This is a genomic window from Streptomyces subrutilus, from assembly GCF_008704535.1.
Taxonomy (GTDB): Bacteria; Actinomycetota; Actinomycetes; order Streptomycetales; family Streptomycetaceae; genus Streptomyces; species Streptomyces subrutilus.
In genome coordinates this window covers 2,627,708-2,651,631 of record NZ_CP023701.1, presented here as the reverse complement: position 1 = coordinate 2,651,631, position 23,924 = coordinate 2,627,708, and the positions used below count along the sequence as shown (strand labels likewise).

Below are 23,924 nucleotides of genomic sequence, written 5' to 3'. Positions count from 1 at the left end.
GGGTGCCGTGTCAGGCCTCGGCCTCGGCTTCGGCTATCGCGTCGCGGACCTCCGCGACGCGTGCGGCCTCCTCCGCCGCGAAGCGTTCGCGGTCCAGCCGTTCGGCGACCTCCTCGTCCTGGCTCATCAGCAGGTCCAGGTTGGAGTCGCCCATCTCGAAGACGCCCATGTCCAGGTACGCCTTCTGCAGCCGTTCGCCCCACAGCCCGATGTCCTTCACGCACGGCACGATCCGGCTGAACAGCAGCCTGCGGAACAGGTGCAGGAACTCCGACTGCTCGGTGAACTCCTCCGCCTCCCGGCGCGGGATGCCGAAGTTCTCCAGCACCTCCACCCCGCGCAGCCGGTCGCGCATCAGGTAGCAGCCCTCGATCACGAACTCCTCGCGTTCGCGCCGCTCGGCGTCCGTCAGCTGCCTGTAGTAGTCGCGCAGCGCCATCCGCCCGAAGGCCACGTGCCGGGCCTCGTCCTGCATCACGTAGGCCAGGATCTGCTTCGGCAGCGGCTTGTCCGTGGTGTCGCGGATCATGCCGAAGGCCGCCAGGGCCAGGCCCTCGATCAGCACCTGCATGCCCAGGTAGGGCATGTCCCACCGGGAGTCGCCCAGGGTGTCGCCGAGCAGCCCGCGCAGGCTGTCGTTGACCGGGTAGAGCATGCCGATCTTCTCGTGCAGGAAGCGGCCGAAGATCTCCGCGTGGCGGGCCTCGTCCATCGTCTGGGTGGCCGAGTAGAACTTCGCGTCCAGGTCCGGCACGGACTCCACGATCCGGGCCGCGCACACCATGGCGCCCTGTTCGCCGTGCAGGAACTGGCTGAACTGCCAGGCGGCGTAGTGCCGGCGCAGGTCGCCCTTGTCCTTCTCGGTGAACTTCGCCCAGTGCCGCGTCCCGTACAGGGTCAGCACGTCGTCCGGGGTGCCGAGCGGGTCGTACGGGTCCACCTCGATGTCCCACGCGATGCGCTTGGCACCGTCCCACTGCTTGTCCTTGCCCTTCTGGTAGAGCGCGAGGAGCCGTTCGCGGCCGCCGTCGTACTCCCAGCTGAAGCGGGCCGAGCCGGTGGCGGGAACCTGCCAGACGTCCTCGGCCGGGTCATGGGTGTAGAGCTCGTGCGTCGACACGGACGCCCCCTCGTCTCACGTACTTCCGTACAGGACCGGACCGTTGGCAGCGTCACACGTTGGTAGACGCGCGGTCAACAAGTCGTGCGCGGGGGATTGACGGCCTTGCTGACAAGCAGTCTCATAAGCAGTGACCGCCGGTAACTCAACGAACGAGGTGTCCGAAGCCATGACGACGGTGACCGATCGAGCCGCCCTGAGGGACGCTCTCGGCCTGCTCAAGGACCGCGAGCAGATCGCCGAGCGGCTCCTCGAATCCTCGGCCAAGCACTCCTTCGACCCCGACAGGGAACTGGACTGGGACGCCCCGCCCATCGAGGGGAAGTACTACTGGCCCCCCGAGCTGCTCTCCCTCTACGACACCCCGCTCTGGAAGAAGATGGGCGAGGAGCAGCGCATCGAACTCTCCCGCCACGAGGCGGCGGCGCTCGGCTCGCTCGGCATCTGGTTCGAGATCATCCTCATGCAGCTGCTGGTCCGGCACATCTACGACAAGTCCCTGACCAGCAACCACGTCCGCTACGCCCTCACCGAGATAGCCGACGAGTGCCGTCACTCGATGATGTTCGCCCGCATGATCGAGAAGGGCGGGGCCCCGGCCTACCCGGTCTCCCGGACCAACCACAACCTCGCCCGCATCCTCAAGACCGTCTCCACCACCCCCGGCTCCTTCGCCTGCACCCTGCTCGGCGAGGAGATCCTCGACTGGATGCAGCGCCTGACCTTCCCGGACGAGCGCATCCAGCCGCTGGTCCGCGGCGTGACCCGCATCCACGTCATCGAGGAGGCCCGGCACGTCCGCTACGCCCGCGAGGAACTGCGCCGCCAGATGCTCACCGCCCCCCGCTGGGAGCAGGAGCTCACCCGGATCAGCTGCGGCGAGGCCGCCCGCGTCTTCTCGCTGGCCTTCGTGAACCCGACCGTCTACGACAACGTGGGCCTGGACCGCCACGAGGCCGTCGCCCAGGTCAAGGCGAGCGGGCACCGGCGCGAGGTCATGCAGTCCGGCGCCAAGCGGCTCACCGACTTCCTCGACGACATCGGCATCCTGCGCGGCGTCGGCCGCAGGCTCTGGAAGAGCTCGGGACTCCTGGCCTGAGGCCGCGACCGCGGGGTTACCCTGCGGGCATGACCGTACGCGCCTACCGCAGACTGGGCGTCGAGGAGCGGCGGGCCCAGCTCCTCGACGCCGCCCTCTCGCTGTTCGCGCACCGGGCACCGGAGGAGGTGTCGCTGGACGACGTCGCGGAGGCCGCCGGAGTCTCCCGGCCGCTCGTCTACCGGTACTTCCCCGGAGGCAAGCAGCAGCTCTACGAAGCCGCCCTGCGCTCGGCGGCGGACGTGCTCGAACTGTGCTTCGCCGAACCCCAGGAGGGCCCGCTGACCCGGCGGCTCTCCCGGGTCCTCGACCGCTACCTGGCCTTCGTCGACGAGCACGACGCCGGATTCTCCGCCCTGCTCCGGGGCGGCAGCGTGGTCGGGACCTCCCGTACGACGGCCACGGTCGACGGCATCCGCCGGGCGGCCGCCGAGCAGATCCTGCTGCACCTCGGCGTCCCCGCCCCCGGACCGCGGCTGCGGATGATGGTCCGCACCTGGATCACGGCGGTCGAGGGCGCCTCCCTCATCTGGATCGACGAGGGCAAGCAGCCGGAGCTCGCCTCCCTGCGGGACTGGCTGCTCGACCAGTTCGTCGCCCTGCTCGCCGCCACCGCCGCCACCGATCCCGAGACGGCCGCCGCGGCCGGCGCCGCGCTGGCGCTGGAGTCCGCGGACGGCCCGGTCGGGGTGCTGGCCCGCCGGGTGATGCCCGTGGTCTCCGGGGCCGCCCACCTGCTGTGACACTGGTGGGGTGAGAAGCCAAGCGACCCCCTTCGAGGGCGGCCCGATGGACGGCCGCGTCCTGCCGGTCCTCCTCGGTCCGACCGGCCACCCCCCGAAGTGGTACGAGATCCCCGTCCCGGCCCCGGACGGCGGCCCGCCCACCGTGCTGCTCTACGAACGGGTCCCGTCGGGGTACTCCAAGCGGCTGGGCCTCCAGAAGGGCTGGAAGTACGACTTCCGCCCCGACGGCACCAAGCCCAGGCCCCGCTGGCCCTGGACCAAGGCGCCCCGCGCCTGACGCACGCCGGCCCCGCCGCGCAGGCGGGGGCCGGTCAGGACGGGAGCGTGAGGACCGCCAGCGCCCCGCCGTCCCGCGCGGCCGTGAACACCAGCCGGGCGCCGATCGCCTCCGCCTGGCCCGCCGCGATGGTCAGGCCCAGCCCGTGCCCCCGGCCGCCGCTGCGGAACCGCTGCGGACCGTGCGCCACCAGGTAGTCCGGGAAGCCGTCCCCGTGGTCGCGCACGGTCACCACCGGGCCGTCCACCGTCACCACCACCGGCGCCCGCCCGTGCGTGTGCGCGTTGGCCACCAGGTTCCCCAGGACCCGCTCCAGGCGCCGCCGGTCCGTCTCCACGTGCGCGTTGCGGACGACGACCACCTCCGTCCCGGTCCCCGACGCCCGCACCACCCGCCGCACCAGCCGCTCCAGCTGGTGCAGGTCGGTCTCCACCGCCTCGCTCCCCGAGTCCAGCCGGGAGATCTCCAGCAGGTCCTCCGTCAGCTGGCGCATCGTGCGCACCCGCTCGCGCACCAACTCCGTCGGCCGCCCCTCCGGCAGGAGTTCCGAGGCCGCCTGGAGCCCGGTCAGCGGCGTGCGCAGCTCGTGCGCCACGTCAGCCGTGAACCGCCGCTCGCTCTCCAGCTTCGCCTGCAGGCTCCCCGCCATCGTGTCCAGCGCCCCGGCGACGATCGCGACCTCGTCCTGCCGGCCCGCGGGGTCCTTCGTCCGCGGATCGTCCACCCGGGCGTCCAGGTCGCCCTGCGTGATCCGCCGGGCCACCGTCGCCGTCTGGTGCAGCCGCCGCGTCACCCGGGTCACCGCGAAGGCGCCCACCAGCAGCGTTCCCCCGATGGCCAGCACCGAGGATCCGATGATCGCCTTGTCCAGGCCGCTGATGGTGCTCGCGCTCTGCCCGTAGTCGATCGCGGTCGCCAGCGCCCGCCCGTCCGCCGGCGCGGCCGCCCACATCGCCGGCCGGCCGTGGTGGTCGCCCACGACCGTGCCGCGCTGTCCGGACACGGCCAGCGCCCGCAGCCCCGGCGGCAGCCCGGCCGGGTCCAGCCCGGACTCGGGCGGCAGCTCCTCGCCGGCCTCGTAGGCGCGCGAGACGTCGTGCAGCTTTCCGAGGGCCTTCTCGCGGGCCGTGGCCACGGTCTGCCGGGTCACCTCCACGTGGACGAGCGCGCCCACGACGGCCGCCAGGGAGCAGCACATCCCGACGATGAAGCACGCCGACTTCCAGGTGAGCGTCGCCGTCCACGCGGGCAGGCGCGGCCGGGCGGGCAGCCTCACGGCGCACCCGGCGCGGACGGGGCCGCCGACGGGGGCGCGGTCGGCGCGGACGGGGACCGGGGCGCCACCGGTACCCGGACGATCTGCTCGCGCGTCGGCAGCATGGTGCGCTGGCGCTCGTCCCAGGACCAGGCGGTGATCAGCTCGTAGCCGTTGTTGCCGCTCGGCACCCGCAGGACGACGTCCCGGCCCGCCAGCTCCACGGAGATGACGGTCTCGGTGGTGGCCATGATCCGGTTGAGCCGTCCGTCGGGGTCCGCGGTGTAGGCCCGTACGGACATCATCCGGTCCGGCAGCTCGATGCCCACGATCAGCTCGTCGAGCCCGTTGCCGGTCAGGTCCCGGTAGTACGGCGCCATCACCGGGCAGGTCCCGCCGTCCCCGCCGCACGCCTCGATCGCCGCGGCCGTCTCCGCGGGCATCCCGTCGGCGCCGACCACGGCGCCCCGGTGGGCCCGCAGTTCCGCCTTGACCAGCGCCACCGGATCGACCCCGTGCACGTCCTGGTCCCGTACGGGCGCGATCCCGGAGACGTACTCGGGCGGCGCGCCGCCCGGATCCGGGGGCGGCACGGTCGCCGCCGGCCGGTCCGGCCACAGGTGGACGGGGCCGCTCGCGGTCGGCGTGGCGCCGGCGCCGGCCAGCCCGCCGCTGTCGCCGCAGCCGGTCAGCGCGGGCGACAGGCACAGCGCCAGCAGGACGGCGCCCGCGGCGGCGCGGCGCCGGAAGTCCGGAGGGGAGGGGTACGGATCCACGGGGCCGAGCGTCCTCCTGTCCGCGGCGGGTGCACGGTGGCACGGGTAACGGGGGTACGGTCCGGCATCCGGTCATGCCGCTGCGCCAACCTTATGCGGAGGTACGCCCGTTTTGCCCTGCGGGTCCGGCGGGAGCGGTACGGAGCGCGGCACGGGACCGGCGCGACGGCGCGCGGGCGGACTTCGGACGGGGCGGGGCCGTCAGCTCTCGGTGCGGCCGCGCCGCAGCATCGCGAAGCCCAGCCCGGCGGCGCCCACGGCGGCGATGCCGGCGCCCGCCGCGAGCAGCAGCACGCCGTCCCCGGGGCCGTCGGCCAGGGTGTCCAGCCGCAGCGCGTCGACCGAGCCGCCGCCCCCGACCGCGCCACCGGACCCCTTGCCGTCCAGCGGGGCGGAGGCCGGGACCACGCGCCCGCTGCGCGTGCCCGTCTTGTACCCGTCTCCCGAGACGGCGTGGCCGGCGCCCGGAGCGGGCGCGTCGCCCACCCAGGAGGTCAGCCGCCCCTCCGGGCCGAGCGCGGCGTGCAGCTCCCCGGTGCCGCCGATGCCCGTGATGCCGTCCCGGCTGGTCAGCGTCGCCGCCGTCCGGCCCTCCGCGTCCAGGATGTCGGCCTGGTAGGCGGTCCCCGCGAGGTGGTAGATCCGGGCCGTGGAGACGCCGTCGGCCAGCGAGAGGGTCTTGACCAGGGTCCGCTGCGGGCCCGCCGAGTGCGCCGACGAGGCCGCCGGCACCCCCTCGGCCAGGGCCGCGGCGGCGGGCAGCGCCAGCAGGCTCCCGGCGCACGCGGTCACGGCGGTGGCGCGAACGAGGGTCCGGCGGCTGACGGTGCTCACGGCGAGTCCTTCGGGGCTGGTCAGGGTCGGACGCGTCGGGCGCGTCCGGGAGCACCAACCTAGGCGGCGGCCGTTGCGGCGGGGCCCCGTTCGTGTAACAGGGACGTCGCAGGGTTCCGGCGGAGTCGTTACACGACCGAGGGATTGCCCCCGGGCGCCCCGGCTGCTCCCATGGACGCGGGGGGTGAGCGCGATGCGGGCACTCAAGGTGCTGCCGAGCGGCCGTCCGGGCCGCGGGCGGCTGTTCGTCAACCTGCCCGACGGGCGGGCGGTGGCCTGGTACGACCGGCAGGAGAACCGGATCAGCGTCCTCGCGGACGACCAGCGCGAGGCGGTCCTGCGCGTGTTGCGGCCCTACCTGACCGGGACGGTGTCCATCGGCCCGCCCCCGGTGCCCACCACCGCCGGCCTGCTGCGCCTCGCCCTGCCGCCCGACGCGGACCTGGCCCCGAACCGCCCGGGCGAGAGCCTGCTCGGCGAACTGGAACACGGCCCGGCGGGGGCCCGGGCCCGCCACCGGCTGCGCCACGAGCTCACCGCCCGGCAGCGGGCGGGCGACGCCTTCGACGCCCTGGAGCCCGAGGGCTGGCGGACCGTGCACTGCGTGCCGCTGCCGGGCCTCGGCCGCATCGACCACCTGCTCATCGGCCCGGCGGGCACCTTCTGCGTCCGCACGGTCCCGGCCCGGGGCCGCCGCGTCACGATCGGCGACCTCCTGCTCGCGGTCGGCCGCGGCGAACCCCGCCCCGACCCCCGCTGGGCCCGCCGGGCCGCCGCGCTGGCCGCCCGGGTCCTCGCCACCCCGGTCGCGGCGGCCCTCGCCGTCGTGGACGCCGCCCGCGTGGACACCGCCCCCACCCTCCGGGACGTGCGCGTCCTGCGGCTCCCCACGGCCACCCCCGAGCTCGCCCGCCTCCCGGCCGCCCCGCAACCCCCTGACGTCGAAGCCCTTTACGCCGCCGCCCGCGACAGCCGTACGTGGCTGCGGTGGGCGGGGGAGCGGGCGTAGGCCTCGGCGGACCGCGCCCGCGGGCCGGCCGGGTCAGGCCGAGGTGCGCTTGCGGGGTGCGGGAGCGGCCTTCTTCGCGGTCGAGGCCTTCTTCGCGGTGGCCGCCGCGGACTTGGCCGCGGCCTTCTTCGCCGCCGGTTTGGCCGTCTTCGCCGTCCCGGCCGTCGCGGTGCTCTTCTTCTTCGCCGCGGCCGGCGCCGCCCTCTTCGCGGTCCGCGCCGTCGACTTCTTCCCGCCGACCGCCTTGGGCGCGGCCGCGCCGGCGGCCGCTCCGCGCCGGATCGGCGTCACCTCCGCTTCTGCCGCCGCCTGCGCCTCCCCGCCCTCCCCCCGGGATGCCCTGGCCGCCCGCACGCTGTTCTCCAGCGCCGCCATCAGGTCGATCACCTTCCCGCCGGCCGGAGCGACCTCCGCTTCGGCCGCCGGCTCGAAGGCCCCGCCCGACTTCTCGGCGATCATCGACTCCACGGCCTCCCGGTAGTCGTCGTGCAGCGAGGCCATCTCCACCTCGCCCAGGGTCGCCATCAGGGCGTCCGCCAGGTCGAGCTCGGCGTCGCGCACCGACACCGAACCCTCCGGGGCCACGCCTTCGGGCGCCCGGATCTCGTCCGGCCACAGCAGGCCGTGCATCGCGATCACGTCGTCGACCACCCGCAGCATGCCCAGCCGCTCCCGGCCGCGCAGCGCGTACTTGGCGATCGCGACCTTGCGGCTCCGTTTCAGCGCCTCCCGCAGCAGGGTGTACGGCTTCGCGGCCGTCGCCCCGTTCGCCGCGAGGTAGTACGCGGCGTCCAGTTGCAGCGGATCGATCTCCTCCGCGGGCACGAACGACATGATCTCGATCGTCTTCGCCGTCGCCAGCGGAAGCCGGGCGAGGTCGTCGTCGGTGATCGGGATGATCGACCCGTCGGCCTCCTCGTACCCCTTGCCGATCTCGGCCGCGGACACCTCCTCGCCGTCCAGCTCGCACACCTTGCGGTAGCGGACCCGGCCGCCGTCGGCGAGGTGGATCTGACGGAAGGAGATCGAGTGGCTCTCGGTGGCGTTCACGAGCTTGATCGGAATGCTGACCAGGCCGAAGGAGATCGCCCCGTTCCATATGGATCGCACGGTTCCTCCTGATTCGTGGCAGTCTCATCGTATGACGCCGATCACATTGGTGGAGGGGCGGCGCATCGCGCTCAGCAATCTCGACAAGGTCCTCTACCCGGAGACCGGCTTCACCAAGGGCGAGGTGCTGCACTACTACGCCACCGTCGCGGGCCCGCTGCTGGCCCACCTCCACGACCGGCCGGTGTCCTTCCTGCGGTATCCGGACGGGCCCGGCGGGCAGCTGTTCTTCACCAAGAACCCGCCGCCCGGCACGCCCGACTGGGTGAGGACCACCCCCGTGCCGCGCTCCGAGGACCAGTCCGCCGAGCAGGTCGTGGTCGACGGGCTGGCCGCCCTCATGTGGGCCGCCAACCTCGTCGTCGAGTTCCACACCCCCCAGTGGCCCGCCGGACACCCGGCCCGCGCCGACCGGATGGTCCTCGACCTCGACCCCGGTCCGCCCGCCACCGTCGTCGAGTGCTGCGCCGCCGCCCTGTGGCTGCGGGAGCGGCTCGCCGCCGACGGGCTGCACGCCTGCGCCAAGACCTCCGGCTCCAAGGGCATGCACCTGGCCGTGCCCCTGGAGCCGACCCCCTCCGAGCGGGTGTCCGCCTACGCCAAGCGGCTCGCCCAAGAGGCCGAACGGGACCTGCCCGGCCTGGTCGTGCACCGCATGGCCAAGGCCCTGCGCCCCGGCAAGGTCTTCGTGGACCACAGCCAGAACGCCGCCGCCAAGACCACCGCCGCCCCCTACACCCTGCGCGCCCGGGCCCGGCCCACCGTCTCCGCGCCGGTCTCCTGGCAGGAGGTCGCGGCCTGCCGGACCGCGGCCGACCTGGTCTTCCTCGCCGACGACATCGCCCCCCGGCTCGCCCGCGACGGCGACCTGTTCGCCGCCCTGACCGAACCCGGCCGGGTCGGCCGGCTGCCCGCGGTGCGCGGAGCGGCCGCGTGATCCGCGTGGCGCTGGCCGCCGCCGTGCGCGACCTGCCGCGCGGGGCCGGTCTGGCGTACGAGCCCAAGTTCGACGGCCACCGCCTCGTGGTGCTGCGCTCGGCCGACGGGGTCGTCCTCCAGGCGCGCTCCGGCCGGACCGTCACCGCCGCCTTCCCCGACCTGGCGGCCGCCGCCCGCCTGCTGCCCGCCGGAACCGTCCTGGACGGCGAGGTGGTGGTCTGGCACGAGGGCCGCACCGACTTCGCCCTGGTCCAGCGGCGGGCGGCGGCCACGCCCGCGCGGGCCGCCGTCCTGGCGCAGACCCTGCCCGCCTCGTACGCCGCCTTCGACGTCCTGGAGCTGGCCGGGCTGGACGTGCGGGGGCGCCCGTACGAACGGCGCCGGGCGCTCCTCGTCGACCTGCTGCTGCCGCTGGGCCCGCCGCTCCAGCCGGTGCCGATGACCACCGACCCGGACCTGGCCGCCACCTGGTACGAGACCCTGCCCGCCAGCGGCATCGAGGGCCTGGTGGTCAAGCGGCTGGACCAGTCCTACCCGGCCGGGCGGCGCGGCTGGCGCAAGCTGCGCCACACCGACGTGCGGGACGCCGCCGCGGTCGGCTACACCGGCACCCCGCGCCGGCCGCTCGCCCTGGTGCTCGTGCTGCCCGTGGGGGACGGGACCCCGCTGGTGTCCAGCCCGCTGACCGCCGCGCTGCGCACGGAGGTCGCGGCGGTCGTGGCCGCCCGGGCCGCCACCGCGCCCGCCGGGGCCACGGTCACCGCGATCGGGCTCGGCGAGGTCCCCTACCGGCCGCTCGACCCGCCGCTGGCGGCGGAGGTCCGGCACGCCTCGGCCCGGCACCCGCCGCCCGAGGTGCTGCGGCTGAGGACGGACCCGTGACCCGCGCCGGAGCGCGGGTCACGGGTCGGGGGCGTGCGGTGCTCGGAGCGCGGAGCGGTCGGTGGGCGGGGGCTGCCGGGTGCGTCCCGGGGCCGGCGGTCAGCTGTGGGCGCCGCGACCCGAATCCGGGGGAGAGCCGGGCTGGGGGTGCGGGTCCGGCCCCTCGACGTGCTCGTAGCCGGACTCGCGTTCCGCCCGCGCCTCCTCCTGGTGGCTGTGGGTGGTGGAACCGAAGTTCCCGTAGCCCTGCATGTCGTGCGGTCTCAGGCCGGCCTGGGGGAACTCCACGTACTCCCGCTCCTCGCGGACCTCGTAGACGGCTCCGCCCTCCGGGAGGTGCGGCTGGCTCTCTGCGGTGGGCGGAGCGGGCTCCTTGTCCCGGACCCGCCGGCCCAGGATGAAGCCGCCGAGGAGGAAGCCCACCACGACGATCCCGACGACGAAGAACCAGGCGATGTTGGTCAGGGTCCTGTCCACGCTCAAGGTCGCGTACATAAGGTCATTTTCGCGCACTTTGCCCGGAATGCTCTGTTCTGCGGGGGTGGTGTGCGGCATCCGGGGTACACGCCCGGGACGGAGGCCGGCAGAGCGCCGGAGCGGAGCCCGGGACGGAGCGAGGAGACCGGTCATGCCCCGAGGATCATCACCCAAGCGCGAGCGCCAGTACGAGCACGTCAAGGAGAGCGTCGAGCGGCGCGGCGAGCCCGAGGAGAAGGCGAAGGAGATCGCCGCCCGGACGGTCAACAAGGAGCGGGCGCGGGCGGGCGAGTCCAAGACCGCGAGCAAGGAGTCCCTGGAGGACATGTCGTCCTCCCGGCGCGGTGGCCTGCACTCCCACTCCGGCGCCCAGGGCCCCACGTACGACCAGCTCTACGCGGAGGCCCGGCGCCGCAACGTCCACGGCCGCTCGGACATGAACAAGGCCCAGCTCAAGCGGGCCCTCGGCGAGTCCTGACCGCCTGCCGTGCGCAGCTCCACCCGGCCCCGCCGGCCGCGGCTCAGCCCCGCAGCGGGCCGTCCGAGTCGCGCAGGGCCCGGGCCTCGCGCCCGCCCAGCACGCCCAGGATCTCGGCGCAGATGGCGAGCGCCGTCTCCGCCGGGGTCCGGGCACCCAGGTCGAGCCCGATCGGGCCGTGCACCAGGGCCAGCCGCGCCTCGCCCACCCCGGCCGCGGCCAGCCCCTCGCGGCGCCGGGCGGTGGTCCGGCGGGAGCCCAGCGCGCCCACGTACGGGATGCCCAGTGCCAGCGCCTCCCGCAGCGTCGGCACGTCGACCGCCGGGTCGTGGCTGAGCATGACCAGACAGGCGGCGTCCCGGTGGTCCGCGAGCAGCTTCCCGGCCGCGGCGGCGCTGTCGACGGACGCCGCTCCCCAGCCGAGCAGGGACGCCTGCGCGGTGATGACGTCGGCCAGCTCCCCGTTCCCGCCGATCACCAGGAACGGGGCGGAGGGGTAGGCCTCCACCAGCACCAGGCCGGACTCCGAGTACAGGGCGTCCCGCCCGGGCCGGCGGGCCGCCAGCAGTTCGCCGGCCCGCCGGGCCGCGTCGTGCCCCGGCGGGTCGACGGCCCGGACGACCTCGCTGACCGCCCGGTCGGCGGCCTCGTTCAACCGGGTCACCAGGGCCACCCCGGCACCCTGCCCGAGCAGCTCCCACCACTCGGCGGGGACCGACGACAGCGGCTGGAGCAGGATCTCCGCCGATCCGCCGCAGGTCAGCCGGGCCTGGACGGCCTCGGCGCCGGCCACCGACACCTCGCACACCCGGGCGGTCCGCCCGGCGGGCAGGGCGGCCGCGTCGGCGGCCAGTTCGGCGTCGAACACCCCGTTGTACAGCGCTCCGACGCACTGGCCGTGCGCGTCGATCAGGACGGCTCCGGCCGGGTCCCGCGGGCCGAAGCCCTGTTCGGTGACCGGCCGGGCCAGGAATCCGGTCCGGCCCTCGGCCGTCCACCGCAGCGCCGTCTCCACCAGCTCACGCATCCGCGCCGCCCCTTCCCCTACGAGCTCACTCCCCGCGAAGCGCCAGGTCAACGGCGTGATGCGGCCTCGGAATCCAGCCTACGCACGGCCGCCCCCGCGGTCCCCACCCCGAAACCCACAGACCCCGGCCCACCGCACTCGTACGGACCACCGGAATCCGGCCGCGGTCAGCCCTCGCCCGAGGGGTTCAGGGCGGTCTTCGCGGGGCGCTCGCGCCAGAACTCCAGGACCGCGGCGCGCAGCGTGCGCCCGGTGGTGACCGTGGAGGTCGCGTGCCAGACGGAGGAGTCGAAGGCGATCATGGTGCCGGCGTCCGGGGGCAGCGACTGCACCGGGGCCGTGGAGGGGTTGTGCGAGACGCGGACCTCGAAGTGGCCGCCGCCGTCCGCCGGCCAGTCCTGGTTGAAGTACAGGACGACCGTCAGGGCCTTCTCCGGCTCGTCGTGGTGCATGGAGATGTACTCGCCCTTGGCGTGGGTGAACAGCCCGATGTCGCGCGGCAGGGTGGAGAGGTCGCGGTCCACCACGGCGCCGAGCCGCGCGATGAACCGCTCGCTGTCCAGCTCGTCCAGGAGCCGGGCCCAGACCGCGGAGAGCCGCCCCGCCGCATCCAGCGGCTTCCCGTCGCGGGAGAGCCACTGGATGCTCAGCTGGAACCGCTTCACGCGGTTGGAGACCACCACCTTCTCGAAGGAGTCGAGAGCCGGATAGGTCGCGTCGAGTTCGCGCACGTCGGAATCGCGCAGGATTCCCTCGGCGATGTGCGCGGCTATCAGGTCGTCGGTCTGGACGAAGTGGGCGTCGTGACGCAGCATCGGATGCAACTCCCTCTGGAACGGCCCGGATCGGCCGTATGACGACCGTCAGGCTAGGGGTGCGGTCCTGGGTGCTTCTGTACGGAAATCCGAAGGGTTCCCGAGGGTGCCGGTGCTCCGCGCCGAGGCGTCGGGACGGTGGGCGTCAGCGGTCCGCGGCGTGCCCGGCCGGGACCGCGGCCCAGGACCGTCCGGTGATCCCGTTCAGCACGATGTCGCACGCCGCGTGCAGCTCCGCGCGGAGCTCGAAGGCGTCCGCCGGTTCCTGGCACCAGCGGTAGAGGGTGCCGAAGTAGACGTCGCGCAGGACGTGGCCCGCGCGCCGCGCGCTGACGCTCGCCGGGATCTCGCCGTGGCTGCGGGCGTCCTCGATGACACAGGCGAATATGTCGGTGAGGTAGGGCTCCTCCTGGAGCGGCCGGCCGGCCTTCACCCAGGCGCTGAGCATGGACTGGGTGGTCTTCCGCTCGCCCTCGTTGATCTCGGCGAGGATGCGCATACAGCGGTCCAGCGCCAGCGGCAGACACTCGTGCTTGTCCGTGGGGGAGGCGTTGAGCTCGGCCCGCAGCCGCTCGCGCCGTTCCTCGCCCCACGCGCTGATGAGGTCCTCCTTGCGCTGGAAGTGGTTGAAGAAGGTGCCGCGCGCCACGTCGGCCGCCTCGGCGATCTCGTCGACCGAGGTGTGCTCGTAGCCCTTTTCGCTGAACAGTTCCAGGGCGGCCGTGTACAAACGACCGCGCACCTTCTGTTTGTTGCGCTCGCGGCGTCCCACCACGGGTTCGTGCGGGGGGTGAAGTCGTTCGTCCATTGCCGCTCCTGCCACCGTCGGATGGCCTACGTTGTACCACGATCCATGATTGGTTGAAAGTACAACGCAGAAGGAGGGGCGGCGCCGGTGCGCCGCCCCTCACGGGCCGTTCGAAATCCTCTCCGGGTGTTCGAAATCAGTGGCCCGAAACGGCGATCAGACGTTCGACGCTGAGCGTTCCCAGCAACTGGCCGACCGAGTACGCGATGCCGTGGTCCGCGGCCAGCCTCCCCCGCAGTTGAGCGGCCATCAGGGAATCCAGCCCGTAGTCCCGCAGCGGCCGCCGCACGTCGATCCGCGCCGGCTCCATGACCAGCACCCTTGCCGCCTCGGCGACGAGCGGATGCGGCCCGGCCGCGGCCGGCCCCGCCCCGTCCGCGGCCTCCGGCACGGGGCGCGCGAGGTGCGGCCCGGGCCGGGCCACGGCCCCCGCGGGCACCGGTGGCGCGGCGGCGAACGAGGGGCGCAGCACGGCCAGCGCCGAGGTGAACACCCGCCTCGGCGTCTGCGTCAGGTCCGCCACGGTGCCCACGGCAAGGTCGGAAAACCGCAGTGCGGTGTCGGACAGCCACCGGGTCACGTCCCCGACACCGGCCGTTTCCAGCCGGTGCAGCCGGATCCCCCCGAACTCCGCGACCGGCCGCCCGTCCGGCCCGGCGACCACCACGTCCGCCCGCGCCTCCCGGCCCGGCAGCCCCGGAGCCACGGAGCAGTGGACCCAGAAGTCCTCCGGGAGCGGCCCGTGGAACCGGACCGTGTCGAAGGCCACCGGCCGGTAGCGGTCCTCCGGCCCGACCGCCGCCAGCAGCGGCAGCAGGCACGCCTCCCAGGCGGCCTCGGGCGGCGCGTCCGGCCGGTCCACGTGGGCCACGGCCTCGCCCGGCCCGGTCCACAGCCGCCGCACGGTCCGGAACGCCGGCGCGATCTCGAACTCCCGCCGGGCCGCCGAGGCGAAGAACTCCGGAGCGGGCCGGTAGTCCCGGCAGCGGCCCAGGGCCTCGTCGACCCGCGCGTACCAGGCCGCCCCGGAGGCCGACGGCCCCGCGCCCTCCACCCACGCGGACAGGCAGACGGCCGGCGCCCCCGCGGCGCCGCCCGCCGGGCCCGCGGCGCGGACGGCCGCCGGGCGCGGCCGGCCCTCGGGCGCGTCGTCCAGGCGCACCCCGAGGGTGACCCCGCCCGCGCCGGCCGGCACCGGGTCGGCGCCCACCCGTACGTCCCGGATCAGCGCCCCGCCGGGGAACCGCGCGGCGGCCGCCGCGTGCAGGACCGCCAGCGACACCACCGGCGCGACCAGGTCCAGCCCGCGCACCCGGACCCCCACCAGGTCCTCGCCCGGGCCGAAGTGCCGTACGTACGAGCCCAGCCCGGCCGGCTGCGCGGGCTCCGCAGGCTCCGGCCCGCCGAAGGCCCCGCCGGCCGCCCCGGGGCGGCGCAGGTGCTCCTCGTCCCACGGGTATCCGGGCAGCGGCACGTGCGGGGAGCCGTCGCGGAACCACCGCTCCCAGCGCACCCGCCCGCCCGCCGCGAAGACCCGGCCCAGGGAGCGGGCCAGCTCGGCCCGCTCCGGACGGCCGCGCCGGGTCGAACCCGTGACGGCCGATGCGGATCCGGCCGCCGCGAGGGTGTCCTCCAGCGCGGCCTGGAGTACCGGATGGGGGCTGATCTCGACGAAGACGGCGTCCGCGTCCTTCGCCAGCGCCGACACCGCGCCGTGGAACAGCACCGGCTCCCGCAGGTTGTCCACCCAGTAGCGGGCGTCCAGTTCGGGACCGTCCAGCTCCGTGCCGCGCAGCGTGGAGTAGAGCGCGGTGTGCGCGGGCACCGGGGCCACGTCGGCCAGGGCCTCCAGCAGCTCTCCGGTGATCCCGTCCATGAGCGGGGAGTGGGAGGCCACGTTCACCCGCACCGGCCGGTGGAAGACGCCCCGTTCGTCCAGCCGCCGCGCCAGCCGCTCCAGCCCGGCCCGCTCGCCCGACAGCACGGTCGACTCCGGCGCGTTCTCGGCGGCGACGCACACCGTCCCGCCCGCCTCGGACCGGGCCAGCTCGCGGGCCCGGTCGGCGGAGAGCTCGGTGGCGAGCATGGCCCCGCGACCGGCCAGCGAGCGCATCAGGGCGCTGCGCCGGCAGATGACCGCCGCGCCGTCGCGCAGGCCCAGCCCGCCCGCGACGACCGCCGCCGCCACCTCGCCCATGCTGTGGCCCACGCACACGTCCGGGGTCACCCCGGCCTCCCGCCAGTACGCGGCGAGTGCCACCTCCATCGCCCACAGGACGGGCTGGACGGTGCCGACGTCGTCGGGGAAGTCCTCGCCCGGCGCGCGCAGCACCTCCAGCACCGACCAGCCGGCCTCCTCGCGCACCGCCGCGTCGCACGCCTCCAGCGCCTCGCGGAATGCGGCGGAGGACTCCAGCAGCGCGCGGCCCATGCCCGTCCACTGGGAGCCCTGCCCGGGGAAGACGAAGACCGTGCGCAGGCCCGGCCCGAACACCCCGGGTCCGGCGCCGCCGTTGTCCGGGCGGCCGCCGCGGGCCAGCTCCCGCAGCCCGGCGGCGAGTTCGTCGTGCGCGCTGCCGGTGACCCACAGGCGGTACGGGTGCGCGTCGCGGCGCAGGGCGGCCGCCGCGCAGACCTCCGCCAGGTCCAGGTCCCGGCCGGCGCCGTCCGGGCCGAGGAAGTCGGCGTACCGCGCGGCCAGCCGTTCCAGGGCGGCGGGGGAGCGGGCGCTGAGCACCAGGAGGGCGGCCTCCGCGGCGGGCGGCGCCGGGCGCGGCGGCGCGCCGCGGCCGGCACCGACGGCGGCCCGCGCGGGCGGGCCGGGGCGCCGGGCGCCGGAGGAGCCGGACGCGGCCGGCTCCGGCAGGTGCTCGGCCACCACCACGTGCGCGTTCGTTCCGGACAGGCCGAAGGAGCTCACCCCGAGCAGGGCCCGGCCGCTGCCCCGCCCGAGCGGCTCGTTGCGGGTGACCACCGAGACCGGGAGGTCCGCGAGGACCGGGTTCGGGGTGTGGTGGTGCAGCGAGGCGGGGACCGTGCCGTGGTGCGCCGCCAGGACGGCCTTGATCAGGCCGGCGATGCCCGCGGCGGCCTCGGTGTGCCCGATGTTGCTCTTGACCGAGCCGGTCCGCAGCGGGCGCCGCGCGGTACGGGAACCGGCCACGGCCGCGGCCAGGGCCCGCAGCTCCACCGCGTCGCCCACCGGGGTCCCGGTGCCGTGCGCCTCCACGTAGTCCAGGTCGCCCGGGCGCACCCCGGCGTCGCGGCAGGCCGCCTCGAACATGGCGGTCTGGCCCGAGACGGCGGGCTTGAGCAGCAGCCCGCTGCCCCGGCCGTCGTTGGTCACCGCGCTCCCGGGCAGCAGGGCCAGGACGCGGTCACCGTCGCGCAGGGCGGCCGGCAGCGGCTTGAGCACCACCACCCCGATGCCCTCGCTGCGGACGAAGCCGTCGGCGCCGGCGTCGCCGAACTTGCAGCGGCCGTCCGGGGAGAGCATCTCGGCCTGCGAGTAGGCGATGGAGTCGCGGGGGGAGAGGATCACGTTGACCCCGCCCGCGACGGCCACCTCGGCCTCGCCGCTCAGCAGGCTCTGCCGGGCCGTGTGCACGGCGACCAGCGAGGAGGAGCAGGCGGTGTCGATGGTCATGCTGGGCCCGCGCAGGTCGAGGGCGTACGAGATGCGCCCGGCGGCCATGGACCGCAGCCGGCTGCCGGTGGCCTCGCCGAGGGTCGGGTCCACGTGCAGCCCGGTGTCGGCGTAGTCGCCGGTGGCCTGGCCGATGTAGACGCCCGTGCTGCTGCCGGCCAGGGCCGAGGGTGCGATGCCGGCGTCTTCCAGCGCTTCCCACACCACCGGCAGCAGCAGCCGGTGCTGCGGGTCGAGTAAAGCGGCCTCGGCCGGAGAAATTCCGAAGAAAGGGGCGTCGAAAGAGAACGGATCGTCGAGGAAACCGCCGTGGCGGGAAACCGTCCGGCCGGGCGTTCCGGGAGTCGTGGAGTGATACCGCGCCGCATCGAATCGCTCCGAAGGAATCGGAGTAATGGAATCCGTATTGGCCGTGAGGTTCTTCCAGAAAGCGTCGGTCCCCGAGGCCCCGGGGAAGCGGCAGCCCATGCCGACAACGGCGACGGTTCTGACCGGATCGATGCTGCTCATGTGAATCCCATCTGGTCAAGAAGACGACGGACGTCGTGATGTGAGGGGGGATCACCACTGGATCGATAGTGGTTCAACGATGCACTCCAGGGCAATCTTTGTTCACACGGCGGTGATATTTCATGGGGGTACTGCCATCTTGTGCCCGGTTTGGGCAACTCCGGCGCGGGAGGAATCGTGCCAACTCGACAAGTGCCCTGTTTACATTGCATGGCCGAATGAGATTGCCCCCCAGTGCAACTTTGACTTGGCGTGTATCGTTCTCCGCTGTTCGCTAAGGATGGGTTGGGGGCCCGCCGGCCTCCTATGGCTGGAATTGGCGGTTTCAGTGGTGAAGTTCCTGATCGACAGAGAGTTCCGCAACGACGACCGGCTGATCCGAGCGCGATCCGCGCACCGGGCCTACTGGCGAAGAATGTCCCGCCTCGGTGTGCTCGTCGACGGGGGTGAATGGGACGGGGGGCGCGGTGAGATGCTCGTCGTGAAGGTCGAGGACCGCGCCGCCCTGCAACGCGTGCTGGGGCGGGATCCGTACGTTCAGGAGCGGCTGGTGGTCGAGGTCCGCATCCGGGCGCTGGGGGACCTGGTGGGGGCCGAGGAGGGGGCGCTCGCGCCGGGCCGGGAGGCCGCCGCGAGCACCGACGGGCTGAGCGCGCACGAATGGCGCGTGGCGCGGCTGATGCTGGCCGGGCTGACCAACCGGCAGATAGCCGACCGGTTCACGGTGTCGCCGCGGGCCGTGGAGCAGCACATCACGCGCATCTACCAGAAGCTTTCGATCAGCCGCAGGGCGCAGCTGGCCATGGCGCTGAACGCGCTCCAGCCGCAAGCCGGCAGCCTGGCGGCGGTCGGCTGAGCCGCCCCCGGCCCGGGCCCCGCGGCCCGGGCCGCGACCCGCGTCCGCAGACGTGCCGGTGGGCCGGACCCCCGCAAGGGGTCCGGCCCACCGGCGCGTCCGGCCCACCGGCGCGTCCGGCCCACCGGCGCGTCCGGCCCACCGGCGCGTCCGGGTCGCCGGCGCGTCCGGGTCGCCGGCGCGTCCGGGTCGCCGGCGCGTCCGGCCCACCGGCGCGTCCGGGTCGCCGGCCCGCGCCCGGTGCGCCCGGGCCCGTGGCGGCGTCGGCCGGGGGTCAGCCGCAGAGGGCCGGTTCGGCCGGTGGGGCCAGGGCCGCCAGGGGGGCGAGGCGCCGGAGCACCTCCGCCTCGCCGAGGGCGCCGGTCACCTGGAACAGGTCGGGGCTGCGGGTCCGGCCGGTCACGCAGACCCGCAGCACGTTCGCCACGTCCCGTACCGAACCGCGGTAGCGCTCCGGCTCCGCGCGGTACGTCCGCACGTCCGGCGCGTAGCCCAGCCGCCCGGCCAGCTCGCGCAGCCGGTCCAGCCACGGCACCTCCCCGGCCTCCCCGGCCGCGCCGCCCGGCAGACCCGCCCCCGCCGCCAGCTCCGCCGCGACCCGGGCCACCGCGCCCGCCGGCAGACCGCCGAACCGGGGGTCCTCGGGGGAGCGCACGGGGGTGTGCAGCTCGGGGAAGAAGAAGCCGTACGCCTCCCGGAACTCCGACCAGCAGGCCAGGTCCTTGCGCGGCGTGCCGGTGCCCCGCCGGGCGATCTCGAAGACCCGCACCGCGAGCTCCCCGTGCCGCGCCAGGACCTCCGCCAGCTCGGGATCGTGGCCGCCGGCCCAGGTGCGCAGGGCGTCGAGCGCCTCCCGCGGCGGCAGCGACGCGATGTGGTCGCGGCTGAGCGAGCGCAGCCGGGCCAGGTCCACCAGCGGCCCCGACAGGCCGGATTCGGCCAGCCGCACCGGGGTGGCCAGCGCCTCGTCCGCGGGCAGCTCCGCGAGCCGGCTGTTGGCCAGCCCCCGCAGGTAGTGCAGGACGGCGCGGGCCGGATAGCCCGCCGCCACGTAGAACGAGGCCGCCGACTCCGGGTCCTTGCGCTTGCTCAGCTTGCGCCGGCTGCCGCCGTCCACCTTCATCAGGGCCGCGATGTGCGCGTACTGCGGCGCCCGGAAGCCCAGCGCCTCGTGCAGCTGCCGGTGCAGCGGCAGCGAGGAGATCCACTCCTCGCCGCGGATCACCAGCGTGACCCCCATCAGGTGGTCGTCCACCACGTGCGCGAAGTGGTAGGTCGGAAGCCGCACCCCGGCCTCGGCCGACTTGAGGAGCACCACGTCGTTGCCGTTGTCCAGCATGGTCAGGGAGCCCCGGATCCGGTCGCGGAACCGCACCCGCCCCGGCATCCCCGCCGGGCGGCGCAGCCGGACCGTGTACGGCTCGCCCGCGGCGATCCGCGCGTCGGCCCGCGCCACCGACAGCCCCCGGCAGGGCGCCCACTTGCCGTAGTACCCGATCGGCGAGCGCGAGGCCTGCTGCTCCCGCGCGCCCCGGGCCAGGTCCTCCGCGGAGCAGAAGCACGGGTAGGCCAGCTCCCGGCGCACCAGGTCGCGGGCGTGGCTGAGGTAGATCTCCGCGCGCTCCGACTGCCGGTACGGCCCGTGGGCGCCCGTCGTCCCGCCCTCGTCCGGGGCGAGCCCGAAGTAGTCGAAGACCCGGCCGAACTCCGCCTCGGCCCCTGCGACCTCGCGCCGCTTGTCGGTGTCCTCGATCCGCAGCAGGTACACCCCGCCGGTCACCGCCGCGCTCTCCCGGGCGAGCGCGGCCACGTACAGGCCGCCCAGGTGCAGGGAGCCGGTCGGGCTCGGCGCGAACCGGGTCACCTCGGCTCCGGGCGGCAGCGTGCGGGGTGCGAAGAGGGTCTCCCAGTGCCGGAGTTCGGGGAGCCGGGCGGGGAACCACGAGTCGATGGTGTCGAGGAGTCCGCGGTCGTGCATGGCGCATCCTTCCGTCGTCGTCCGACGATGAGACGCGGTGTGTCACCGCCCTCCGGACCCTAGGACCGCACCGCCGCACCACCCGCCTCCCCGGACACGCGGGTGTGGTTTTCCGTACCTTCCGGAGCCCGGAACGCCCCACGGACGGCATTTCCGGGGGAGGCTGCTGTCCGGGCGGACCGGGCCCCGGGATCGGAGGAGGAAAGGGTGCGACGCGTACTGCTGCTCGGGGCGGGTGCCTTCGCCGTGGGCACGGACACCTACGTGATGGCCGGACTGCTCCCGGAGATCTCCGCCGACCTGCACGGCTCGACCGCGCTGACCGGCCAGCTGGTCACCGTCTTCACCCTCGCCTACGCCCTCGTGGCGCCGCCGGCCGGAGCGGCCCTGTCGCGCCGCGGGGTGCGCGCCGTCCTGCTCGGCGCCCTCGCGCTGTTCACCGCCGCCAACGCGGTGAGCGCCCTCGCCCCCGGCACCGCCGTCCTGATGGCGGCCCGGGGCGCGGCGGGCGTGGCCGCCGGCGTCTTCATGCCCATGGCCGCCACCGCCGCCTCGGCCCTCGCGGGCCCCGAACGGCGCGGCCGCGCCCTCGCGGTGGTCCTGGGCGGCCTCAGCTCCGGAACCGTCCTCGGCGTACCGGTCGGCGTCCTGCTCGCCGACCGGGCCGGCTGGCGCGCCGCCCTGTGGCTGGTCACCGGGCTCGGCGCGGCGGCCCTCGCGGGCCTCGCGCTGTTCCTGCCCGCCGTCGAGGGCTCCCCGATGCAGAGCCTGCGCAGCCGCTTCGCCCAGGCACTGAGCCGCTCCGTCGGCTCCGTCGTCCTCACCACGTTCCTCCAGGCCACCGCCAGCCTGGGCCTCTACACCTACCTCGTCGCCGTGCTGGCCGACACCGGAGCCGCCGGCGCCGGACCCGGACTGTGGCTGTGGGGGCTCGGCGGGGTGCTGGGCAGCTTCGGCATCGGCCAGGTCCTGGACCGGCTCGGCCGCCCCGGCGCCCTGGTCGGCGTCCTCCTGGCCCTGCTCGCCCTCGCGCTGGCCGCGCTGCCCGCCGCGGCCGGTCCGGCCGGACCGGTGCTGCTCGTGCTGTGGGGCGCCGCGGGCTGGGCGTTCGTCGTACCCCAGCAGCACCGGCTGCTCGGGATCTCCACCGCCGCGGGACCGGCCGCCCTCGCCCTCAACAGCTCCGCCACCTACCTCGGCGGCGCGGCCGGAGCGGGGCTCGGCGGGGCCGCCCTCGCCGCGGGCGCCGCCCCGCACACCCTGCCGCTGGGCGCCGCCGCCTGCGCCGGGCTCGCCCTCGCTGTCCACCTGACCACCGGCCGCACGGCGCGGCGCACGGCCGACGGCTCCGGGGCCGCCGGCGCGACGAAGGGAACCCCCTGTGAAGATCGGCGTGAACGTACCCAACTACGGTGAGGACGCCTCGCCCGGCTCCCTCCAGGACTGGGCCCGGCGCCTGGAGGAGCTCGGCTACCACCACCTGCTGCTCTCCGACCACGTGGCGGTCACCCCGGAGGTGCACCGGCTGTTCGCCACCCCCTTCTACGACCCCTTCACCGTCCTGGCCTGGCTGGCCGGGACGACCCGCCGCATCGGCCTCGGCACGACCGTCACGATCCTCCCGTACCGGCACCCCGTGCAGGTGGCCCGGCTGGTGGCCAACATCGACCAGCTCAGCGGAGGCCGGTTCGTCTTCGGCGCCGCGGCCGGCTGGGCCGCCGGGGAGTTCGCCGCGCTGGGCGTCCCCTTCGAGCGGCGCGGGGCCCGCAGCGACGAGTACCTGCGGCTCATCAAGGCCTGCTGGGCCGAGGAAGAGGTCACCTTCCGGGGCGAGTTCGTGTCCGTCGAGGGGCTGCGCACCGGGCCGCTGCCCGTGCAGCGGCCCGGCCCGCCCGTCTGGGTCGGCGGCCACAGCGCCGGCGCCATGCGCCGCGCGGTCCGCCACGGGGACGCCTGGCACCCCACCTCGGTGACCGCCGACTGGCTCGTCGGGTACGGCCTGCCCTCCCTGCGGGACGCCGCCGACCGGCTCGGGCTGCCCGTGCCCGCGCTGGTCCCGCGGATCAAGCTGCGGATCACCGGGCGCCCGCTCGGCGCGGACCGGGTGCTGGGCGAGGGCAGCCTCGGCCAGATCCGGGAGGACCTGGACCTGCTCGACTCGCTCGGCGCCGCGACCGTGGTCCTCGACCCCACCTTCCTCGGCGAGCCGCGCACCGCGGACCTGGCCAAGCGGGACCTGGAGACCCTGGAGACCGTCGCGGCCGAGCTGGTGGACCTGGAACACCAGCGGTTGCGCCGGGGTTGACCCCGGCATGGACACCGGCACGGGACGCGGGGCCGCACGGCCCCGCCACGGCGACCTGGACCTGCGCAGGCTGCGGGTCCTCGTCGAGCTCGAACAGCGCGGCACCGTCAGCGCGGTGGCCGCGGCCCTGCACCTGACGCCCTCCGCGGTCTCCCAGCAACTGGCCGCGCTCGCCCGCGAGCTGGGCGTACCGCTCACCGAACCGGTCGGGCGGCGGCTGCGGCTGACCGGCGCCGCACGGGTGGTGGTGCGCCACGCGCACGAACTGTTCGAGCAGGCGGAGCGGCTGCGCGAGGCCGTCTCCGCCTACCGGCAGGGCGAGTCCGGCGACGTGGGCGTGGCCGGCTTCGCCACCACCCTGGCCCCGCTGATCCTCCCCGCCGCCGGCATCCTGCGGCGGACCCGGCCGGGGCTGCGCACACAGCTCGCCGAGGTCGACCCGCCCGTCAGCTTCGACATGCTGGCCGACGGGCGGACCGACGTGGTCATCGCCGTGGAGGGCCCGGCCGCCCCCGTCCGGGACGCCCGCTTCGACAAGGTGCCGCTGATGGAGGAGGTGTTCGACGTGGCGCTGCCGCCCGGGCATCCGCTCGCCGACGCCCCCTCGCTGACCCTGACGGACCTGGCCGACGAGGCGTGGATCTTCGCCACCGCGGGGATGTGCCAGGAGATCCCGCTGGCCGCCTGCGCCGCCGCCGGGTTCACCCCGCGGGCCACGCACGCCATCGGCGACTGGCAGGCCACCTTCGCGGCCGTCCGCGAGGGCCTGGGCATCAGCCTGGTCCCCCGGCTGGCCGCCGGGGCCTCCGGCGCCGGGCTGACGCTGCGGCTCTTCGACGACGCGCCCAGCCGACAGGTCTTCGCCGCGGTACGGGCCGGAGAGGCGGCGGTGCCGCAGATCGCGGCCGTACTGGAGGCGCTGCGCGAGGCCGCGGACGCCCGCCCGCACCCGTGACGCCCGGCCCGCGGGCATCCGT

The 23,924-nt window shown here is 75.1% G+C and carries 22 protein-coding genes; 11 read left to right on the top strand and 11 right to left on the bottom strand.

Translation table 11 applies throughout. From position 1 onward, the window contains the following. Positions 1-10 precede the first annotated feature (10 nt). Complete coding sequence (locus CP968_RS11230; RefSeq protein WP_150517879.1) at positions 11-1,120, bottom strand: ferritin-like domain-containing protein; 1,110 nt, start codon at positions 1,118-1,120, stop codon at positions 11-13. A 169-nt stretch (positions 1,121-1,289) separates the two neighbouring features. On the opposite strand from CP968_RS11230, the gene CP968_RS11225 reads away from it, so the two are divergent. The 3 genes from CP968_RS11225 to CP968_RS11215 are packed head-to-tail and all read left to right on the top strand — an operon-like array spanning position 1,290 to position 3,242. Then, positions 1,290-2,219, top strand: coding sequence for an AurF N-oxygenase family protein (locus CP968_RS11225; protein ID WP_150517878.1), 930 nt, complete (start codon positions 1,290-1,292; stop codon positions 2,217-2,219). Positions 2,220-2,248: 29 nt separating this feature from the next. Further along, complete coding sequence (locus CP968_RS11220; protein ID WP_150517877.1) at positions 2,249-2,962, top strand: TetR/AcrR family transcriptional regulator; 714 nt, start codon at positions 2,249-2,251, stop codon at positions 2,960-2,962. Positions 2,963-2,972: 10 nt separating this feature from the next. After that, a complete protein-coding gene (locus CP968_RS11215) occupies positions 2,973-3,242 on the top strand; it encodes a hypothetical protein (RefSeq protein WP_150517876.1) in 270 nt (89 codons plus the stop codon). A gap of 34 nt (positions 3,243-3,276) precedes the next feature. Here the strand turns inward: CP968_RS11215 and CP968_RS11210 are convergent, their stop codons facing one another. The 3 genes from CP968_RS11210 to CP968_RS11200 all read right to left on the bottom strand — a co-directional run bounded on the left by CP968_RS11210 (position 3,277) and on the right by CP968_RS11200 (position 6,107). Continuing rightward, the gene (locus tag CP968_RS11210; RefSeq protein WP_150521858.1) at positions 3,277-4,512 is read right to left on the bottom strand and encodes a sensor histidine kinase; all 1,236 of its coding nucleotides are present in this window, start codon (positions 4,510-4,512) and stop codon (positions 3,277-3,279) included. 2 nt (positions 4,513-4,514) lie between these two features. Further along, entirely contained in the window at positions 4,515-5,273 is a 759-nt protein-coding gene (locus CP968_RS11205; RefSeq protein WP_150517875.1) for a hypothetical protein, read from the bottom strand. A gap of 201 nt (positions 5,274-5,474) precedes the next feature. Continuing rightward, positions 5,475-6,107, bottom strand: a complete 633-nt coding sequence (locus tag CP968_RS11200) for a hypothetical protein (protein WP_150517874.1) — start codon at positions 6,105-6,107, stop codon at positions 5,475-5,477. 193 nt (positions 6,108-6,300) lie between these two features. Between CP968_RS11200 and CP968_RS11195 the strand changes: the two genes are divergently transcribed. Next, positions 6,301-7,116 carry a nuclease-related domain-containing protein gene (locus CP968_RS11195; RefSeq protein WP_167536928.1) on the top strand — a complete coding sequence of 272 codons (816 nt, stop codon included), beginning with the start codon at positions 6,301-6,303 and terminating at the stop codon, positions 7,114-7,116. A gap of 33 nt (positions 7,117-7,149) precedes the next feature. On the opposite strand, the gene ku is transcribed toward CP968_RS11195, so the two are convergent. Continuing rightward, a complete protein-coding gene (ku, locus tag CP968_RS11190; RefSeq protein ID WP_150517872.1) occupies positions 7,150-8,226 on the bottom strand; it encodes a non-homologous end joining protein Ku in 1,077 nt (358 codons plus the stop codon). Positions 8,227-8,257: 31 nt separating this feature from the next. On the opposite strand from ku, the gene ligD reads away from it, so the two are divergent. Together ligD and CP968_RS11180 are read left to right on the top strand one after the other, a co-directional pair. Further along, positions 8,258-9,163, top strand: coding sequence for a non-homologous end-joining DNA ligase (ligD, locus tag CP968_RS11185; RefSeq protein WP_150517871.1), 906 nt, complete (start codon positions 8,258-8,260; stop codon positions 9,161-9,163). After that, the gene (locus CP968_RS11180) at positions 9,163-10,047 is read left to right on the top strand and encodes an ATP-dependent DNA ligase (protein WP_150521857.1); all 885 of its coding nucleotides are present in this window, start codon (positions 9,163-9,165) and stop codon (positions 10,045-10,047) included. The genes ligD and CP968_RS11180 overlap by 1 nt, the downstream gene beginning before the upstream one ends. 99 nt (positions 10,048-10,146) lie before the next feature. Here CP968_RS11180 and CP968_RS11175 read toward each other — a convergent pair whose 3' ends face one another. After that, on the bottom strand, positions 10,147-10,542 hold the full coding sequence (locus CP968_RS11175; RefSeq protein ID WP_150517870.1) for a DUF6479 family protein: 396 nt from the start codon (positions 10,540-10,542) through the stop codon (positions 10,147-10,149). 133 nt (positions 10,543-10,675) lie between these two features. Between CP968_RS11175 and CP968_RS11170 the strand changes: the two genes are divergently transcribed. Next, a complete protein-coding gene (locus tag CP968_RS11170) occupies positions 10,676-11,002 on the top strand; it encodes a plasmid stabilization protein (protein ID WP_150517869.1) in 327 nt (108 codons plus the stop codon). A 43-nt stretch (positions 11,003-11,045) separates the two neighbouring features. Here the strand turns inward: CP968_RS11170 and CP968_RS11165 are convergent, their stop codons facing one another. From CP968_RS11165 to CP968_RS11150, 4 genes are all read right to left on the bottom strand, one after another. Next, complete coding sequence (locus CP968_RS11165; protein ID WP_150517868.1) at positions 11,046-12,029, bottom strand: XdhC family protein; 984 nt, start codon at positions 12,027-12,029, stop codon at positions 11,046-11,048. Positions 12,030-12,196: 167 nt separating this feature from the next. Further along, positions 12,197-12,844, bottom strand: coding sequence for a 2OG-Fe(II) oxygenase (locus CP968_RS11160; protein ID WP_150517867.1), 648 nt, complete (start codon positions 12,842-12,844; stop codon positions 12,197-12,199). A 145-nt stretch (positions 12,845-12,989) separates the two neighbouring features. Then, complete coding sequence (locus CP968_RS11155; protein WP_150517866.1) at positions 12,990-13,652, bottom strand: TetR/AcrR family transcriptional regulator; 663 nt, start codon at positions 13,650-13,652, stop codon at positions 12,990-12,992. Between the two features lie 136 nt (positions 13,653-13,788). After that, complete coding sequence (locus tag CP968_RS11150; RefSeq protein ID WP_150517865.1) at positions 13,789-17,808, bottom strand: type I polyketide synthase; 4,020 nt, start codon at positions 17,806-17,808, stop codon at positions 13,789-13,791. 331 nt (positions 17,809-18,139) lie between these two features. Between CP968_RS11150 and CP968_RS11145 the strand changes: the two genes are divergently transcribed. After that, complete coding sequence (locus tag CP968_RS11145) at positions 18,140-18,664, top strand: helix-turn-helix domain-containing protein (protein ID WP_229886109.1); 525 nt, start codon at positions 18,140-18,142, stop codon at positions 18,662-18,664. Between the two features lie 274 nt (positions 18,665-18,938). On the opposite strand, the gene CP968_RS11140 is transcribed toward CP968_RS11145, so the two are convergent. Further along, positions 18,939-20,642 (bottom strand): glutamate--tRNA ligase, encoded by a 1,704-nt coding sequence (locus CP968_RS11140; protein ID WP_150517864.1) that lies wholly within the window; start codon positions 20,640-20,642, stop codon positions 18,939-18,941. Positions 20,643-20,849: 207 nt separating this feature from the next. Between CP968_RS11140 and CP968_RS11135 the strand changes: the two genes are divergently transcribed. From CP968_RS11135 to CP968_RS11125, 3 genes are read left to right on the top strand one after another with little or no spacing between them, the layout of a single operon-like run. Beyond that, positions 20,850-22,058: an MFS transporter gene (locus CP968_RS11135; protein ID WP_150517863.1), complete on the top strand. Its 1,209-nt coding sequence runs from the start codon at positions 20,850-20,852 to the stop codon at positions 22,056-22,058. After that, a complete protein-coding gene (locus CP968_RS11130; protein WP_229886111.1) occupies positions 22,036-22,947 on the top strand; it encodes a TIGR03619 family F420-dependent LLM class oxidoreductase in 912 nt (303 codons plus the stop codon). Before CP968_RS11135 ends, CP968_RS11130 begins: the two co-directional genes overlap by 23 nt. 7 nt (positions 22,948-22,954) lie before the next feature. Then, positions 22,955-23,902, top strand: coding sequence for a LysR family transcriptional regulator (locus CP968_RS11125; protein WP_150517861.1), 948 nt, complete (start codon positions 22,955-22,957; stop codon positions 23,900-23,902). The last annotated feature ends 22 nt before the right edge of the window (positions 23,903-23,924 follow it).

What these genes read in the sequence shown, in the direction of transcription:
- CP968_RS11140 (WP_150517864.1), bottom strand. Translation starts at nt 20,642, where the DNA reads ATGCACGACCGCGGACTCCTCGACACCATCGACTCGTGGTTCCCCGCC.
- CP968_RS11195 (WP_167536928.1), top strand. Translation starts at nt 6,301, where the DNA reads ATGCGGGCACTCAAGGTGCTGCCGAGCGGCCGTCCGGGCCGCGGGCGG.
- CP968_RS11225 (WP_150517878.1), top strand. Translation starts at nt 1,290, where the DNA reads ATGACGACGGTGACCGATCGAGCCGCCCTGAGGGACGCTCTCGGCCTG.
- CP968_RS11175 (WP_150517870.1), bottom strand. Translation starts at nt 10,542, where the DNA reads ATGTACGCGACCTTGAGCGTGGACAGGACCCTGACCAACATCGCCTGG.
- CP968_RS11170 (WP_150517869.1), top strand. Translation starts at nt 10,676, where the DNA reads ATGCCCCGAGGATCATCACCCAAGCGCGAGCGCCAGTACGAGCACGTC.
- ligD (WP_150517871.1), top strand. Translation starts at nt 8,258, where the DNA reads ATGACGCCGATCACATTGGTGGAGGGGCGGCGCATCGCGCTCAGCAAT.
- CP968_RS11220 (WP_150517877.1), top strand. Translation starts at nt 2,249, where the DNA reads ATGACCGTACGCGCCTACCGCAGACTGGGCGTCGAGGAGCGGCGGGCC.
- CP968_RS11160 (WP_150517867.1), bottom strand. Translation starts at nt 12,844, where the DNA reads ATGCTGCGTCACGACGCCCACTTCGTCCAGACCGACGACCTGATAGCC.
- CP968_RS11125 (WP_150517861.1), top strand. Translation starts at nt 22,955, where the DNA reads ATGGACACCGGCACGGGACGCGGGGCCGCACGGCCCCGCCACGGCGAC.
- CP968_RS11150 (WP_150517865.1), bottom strand. Translation starts at nt 17,808, where the DNA reads ATGAGCAGCATCGATCCGGTCAGAACCGTCGCCGTTGTCGGCATGGGC.
- CP968_RS11155 (WP_150517866.1), bottom strand. Translation starts at nt 13,652, where the DNA reads ATGGACGAACGACTTCACCCCCCGCACGAACCCGTGGTGGGACGCCGC.
- CP968_RS11165 (WP_150517868.1), bottom strand. Translation starts at nt 12,029, where the DNA reads ATGCGTGAGCTGGTGGAGACGGCGCTGCGGTGGACGGCCGAGGGCCGG.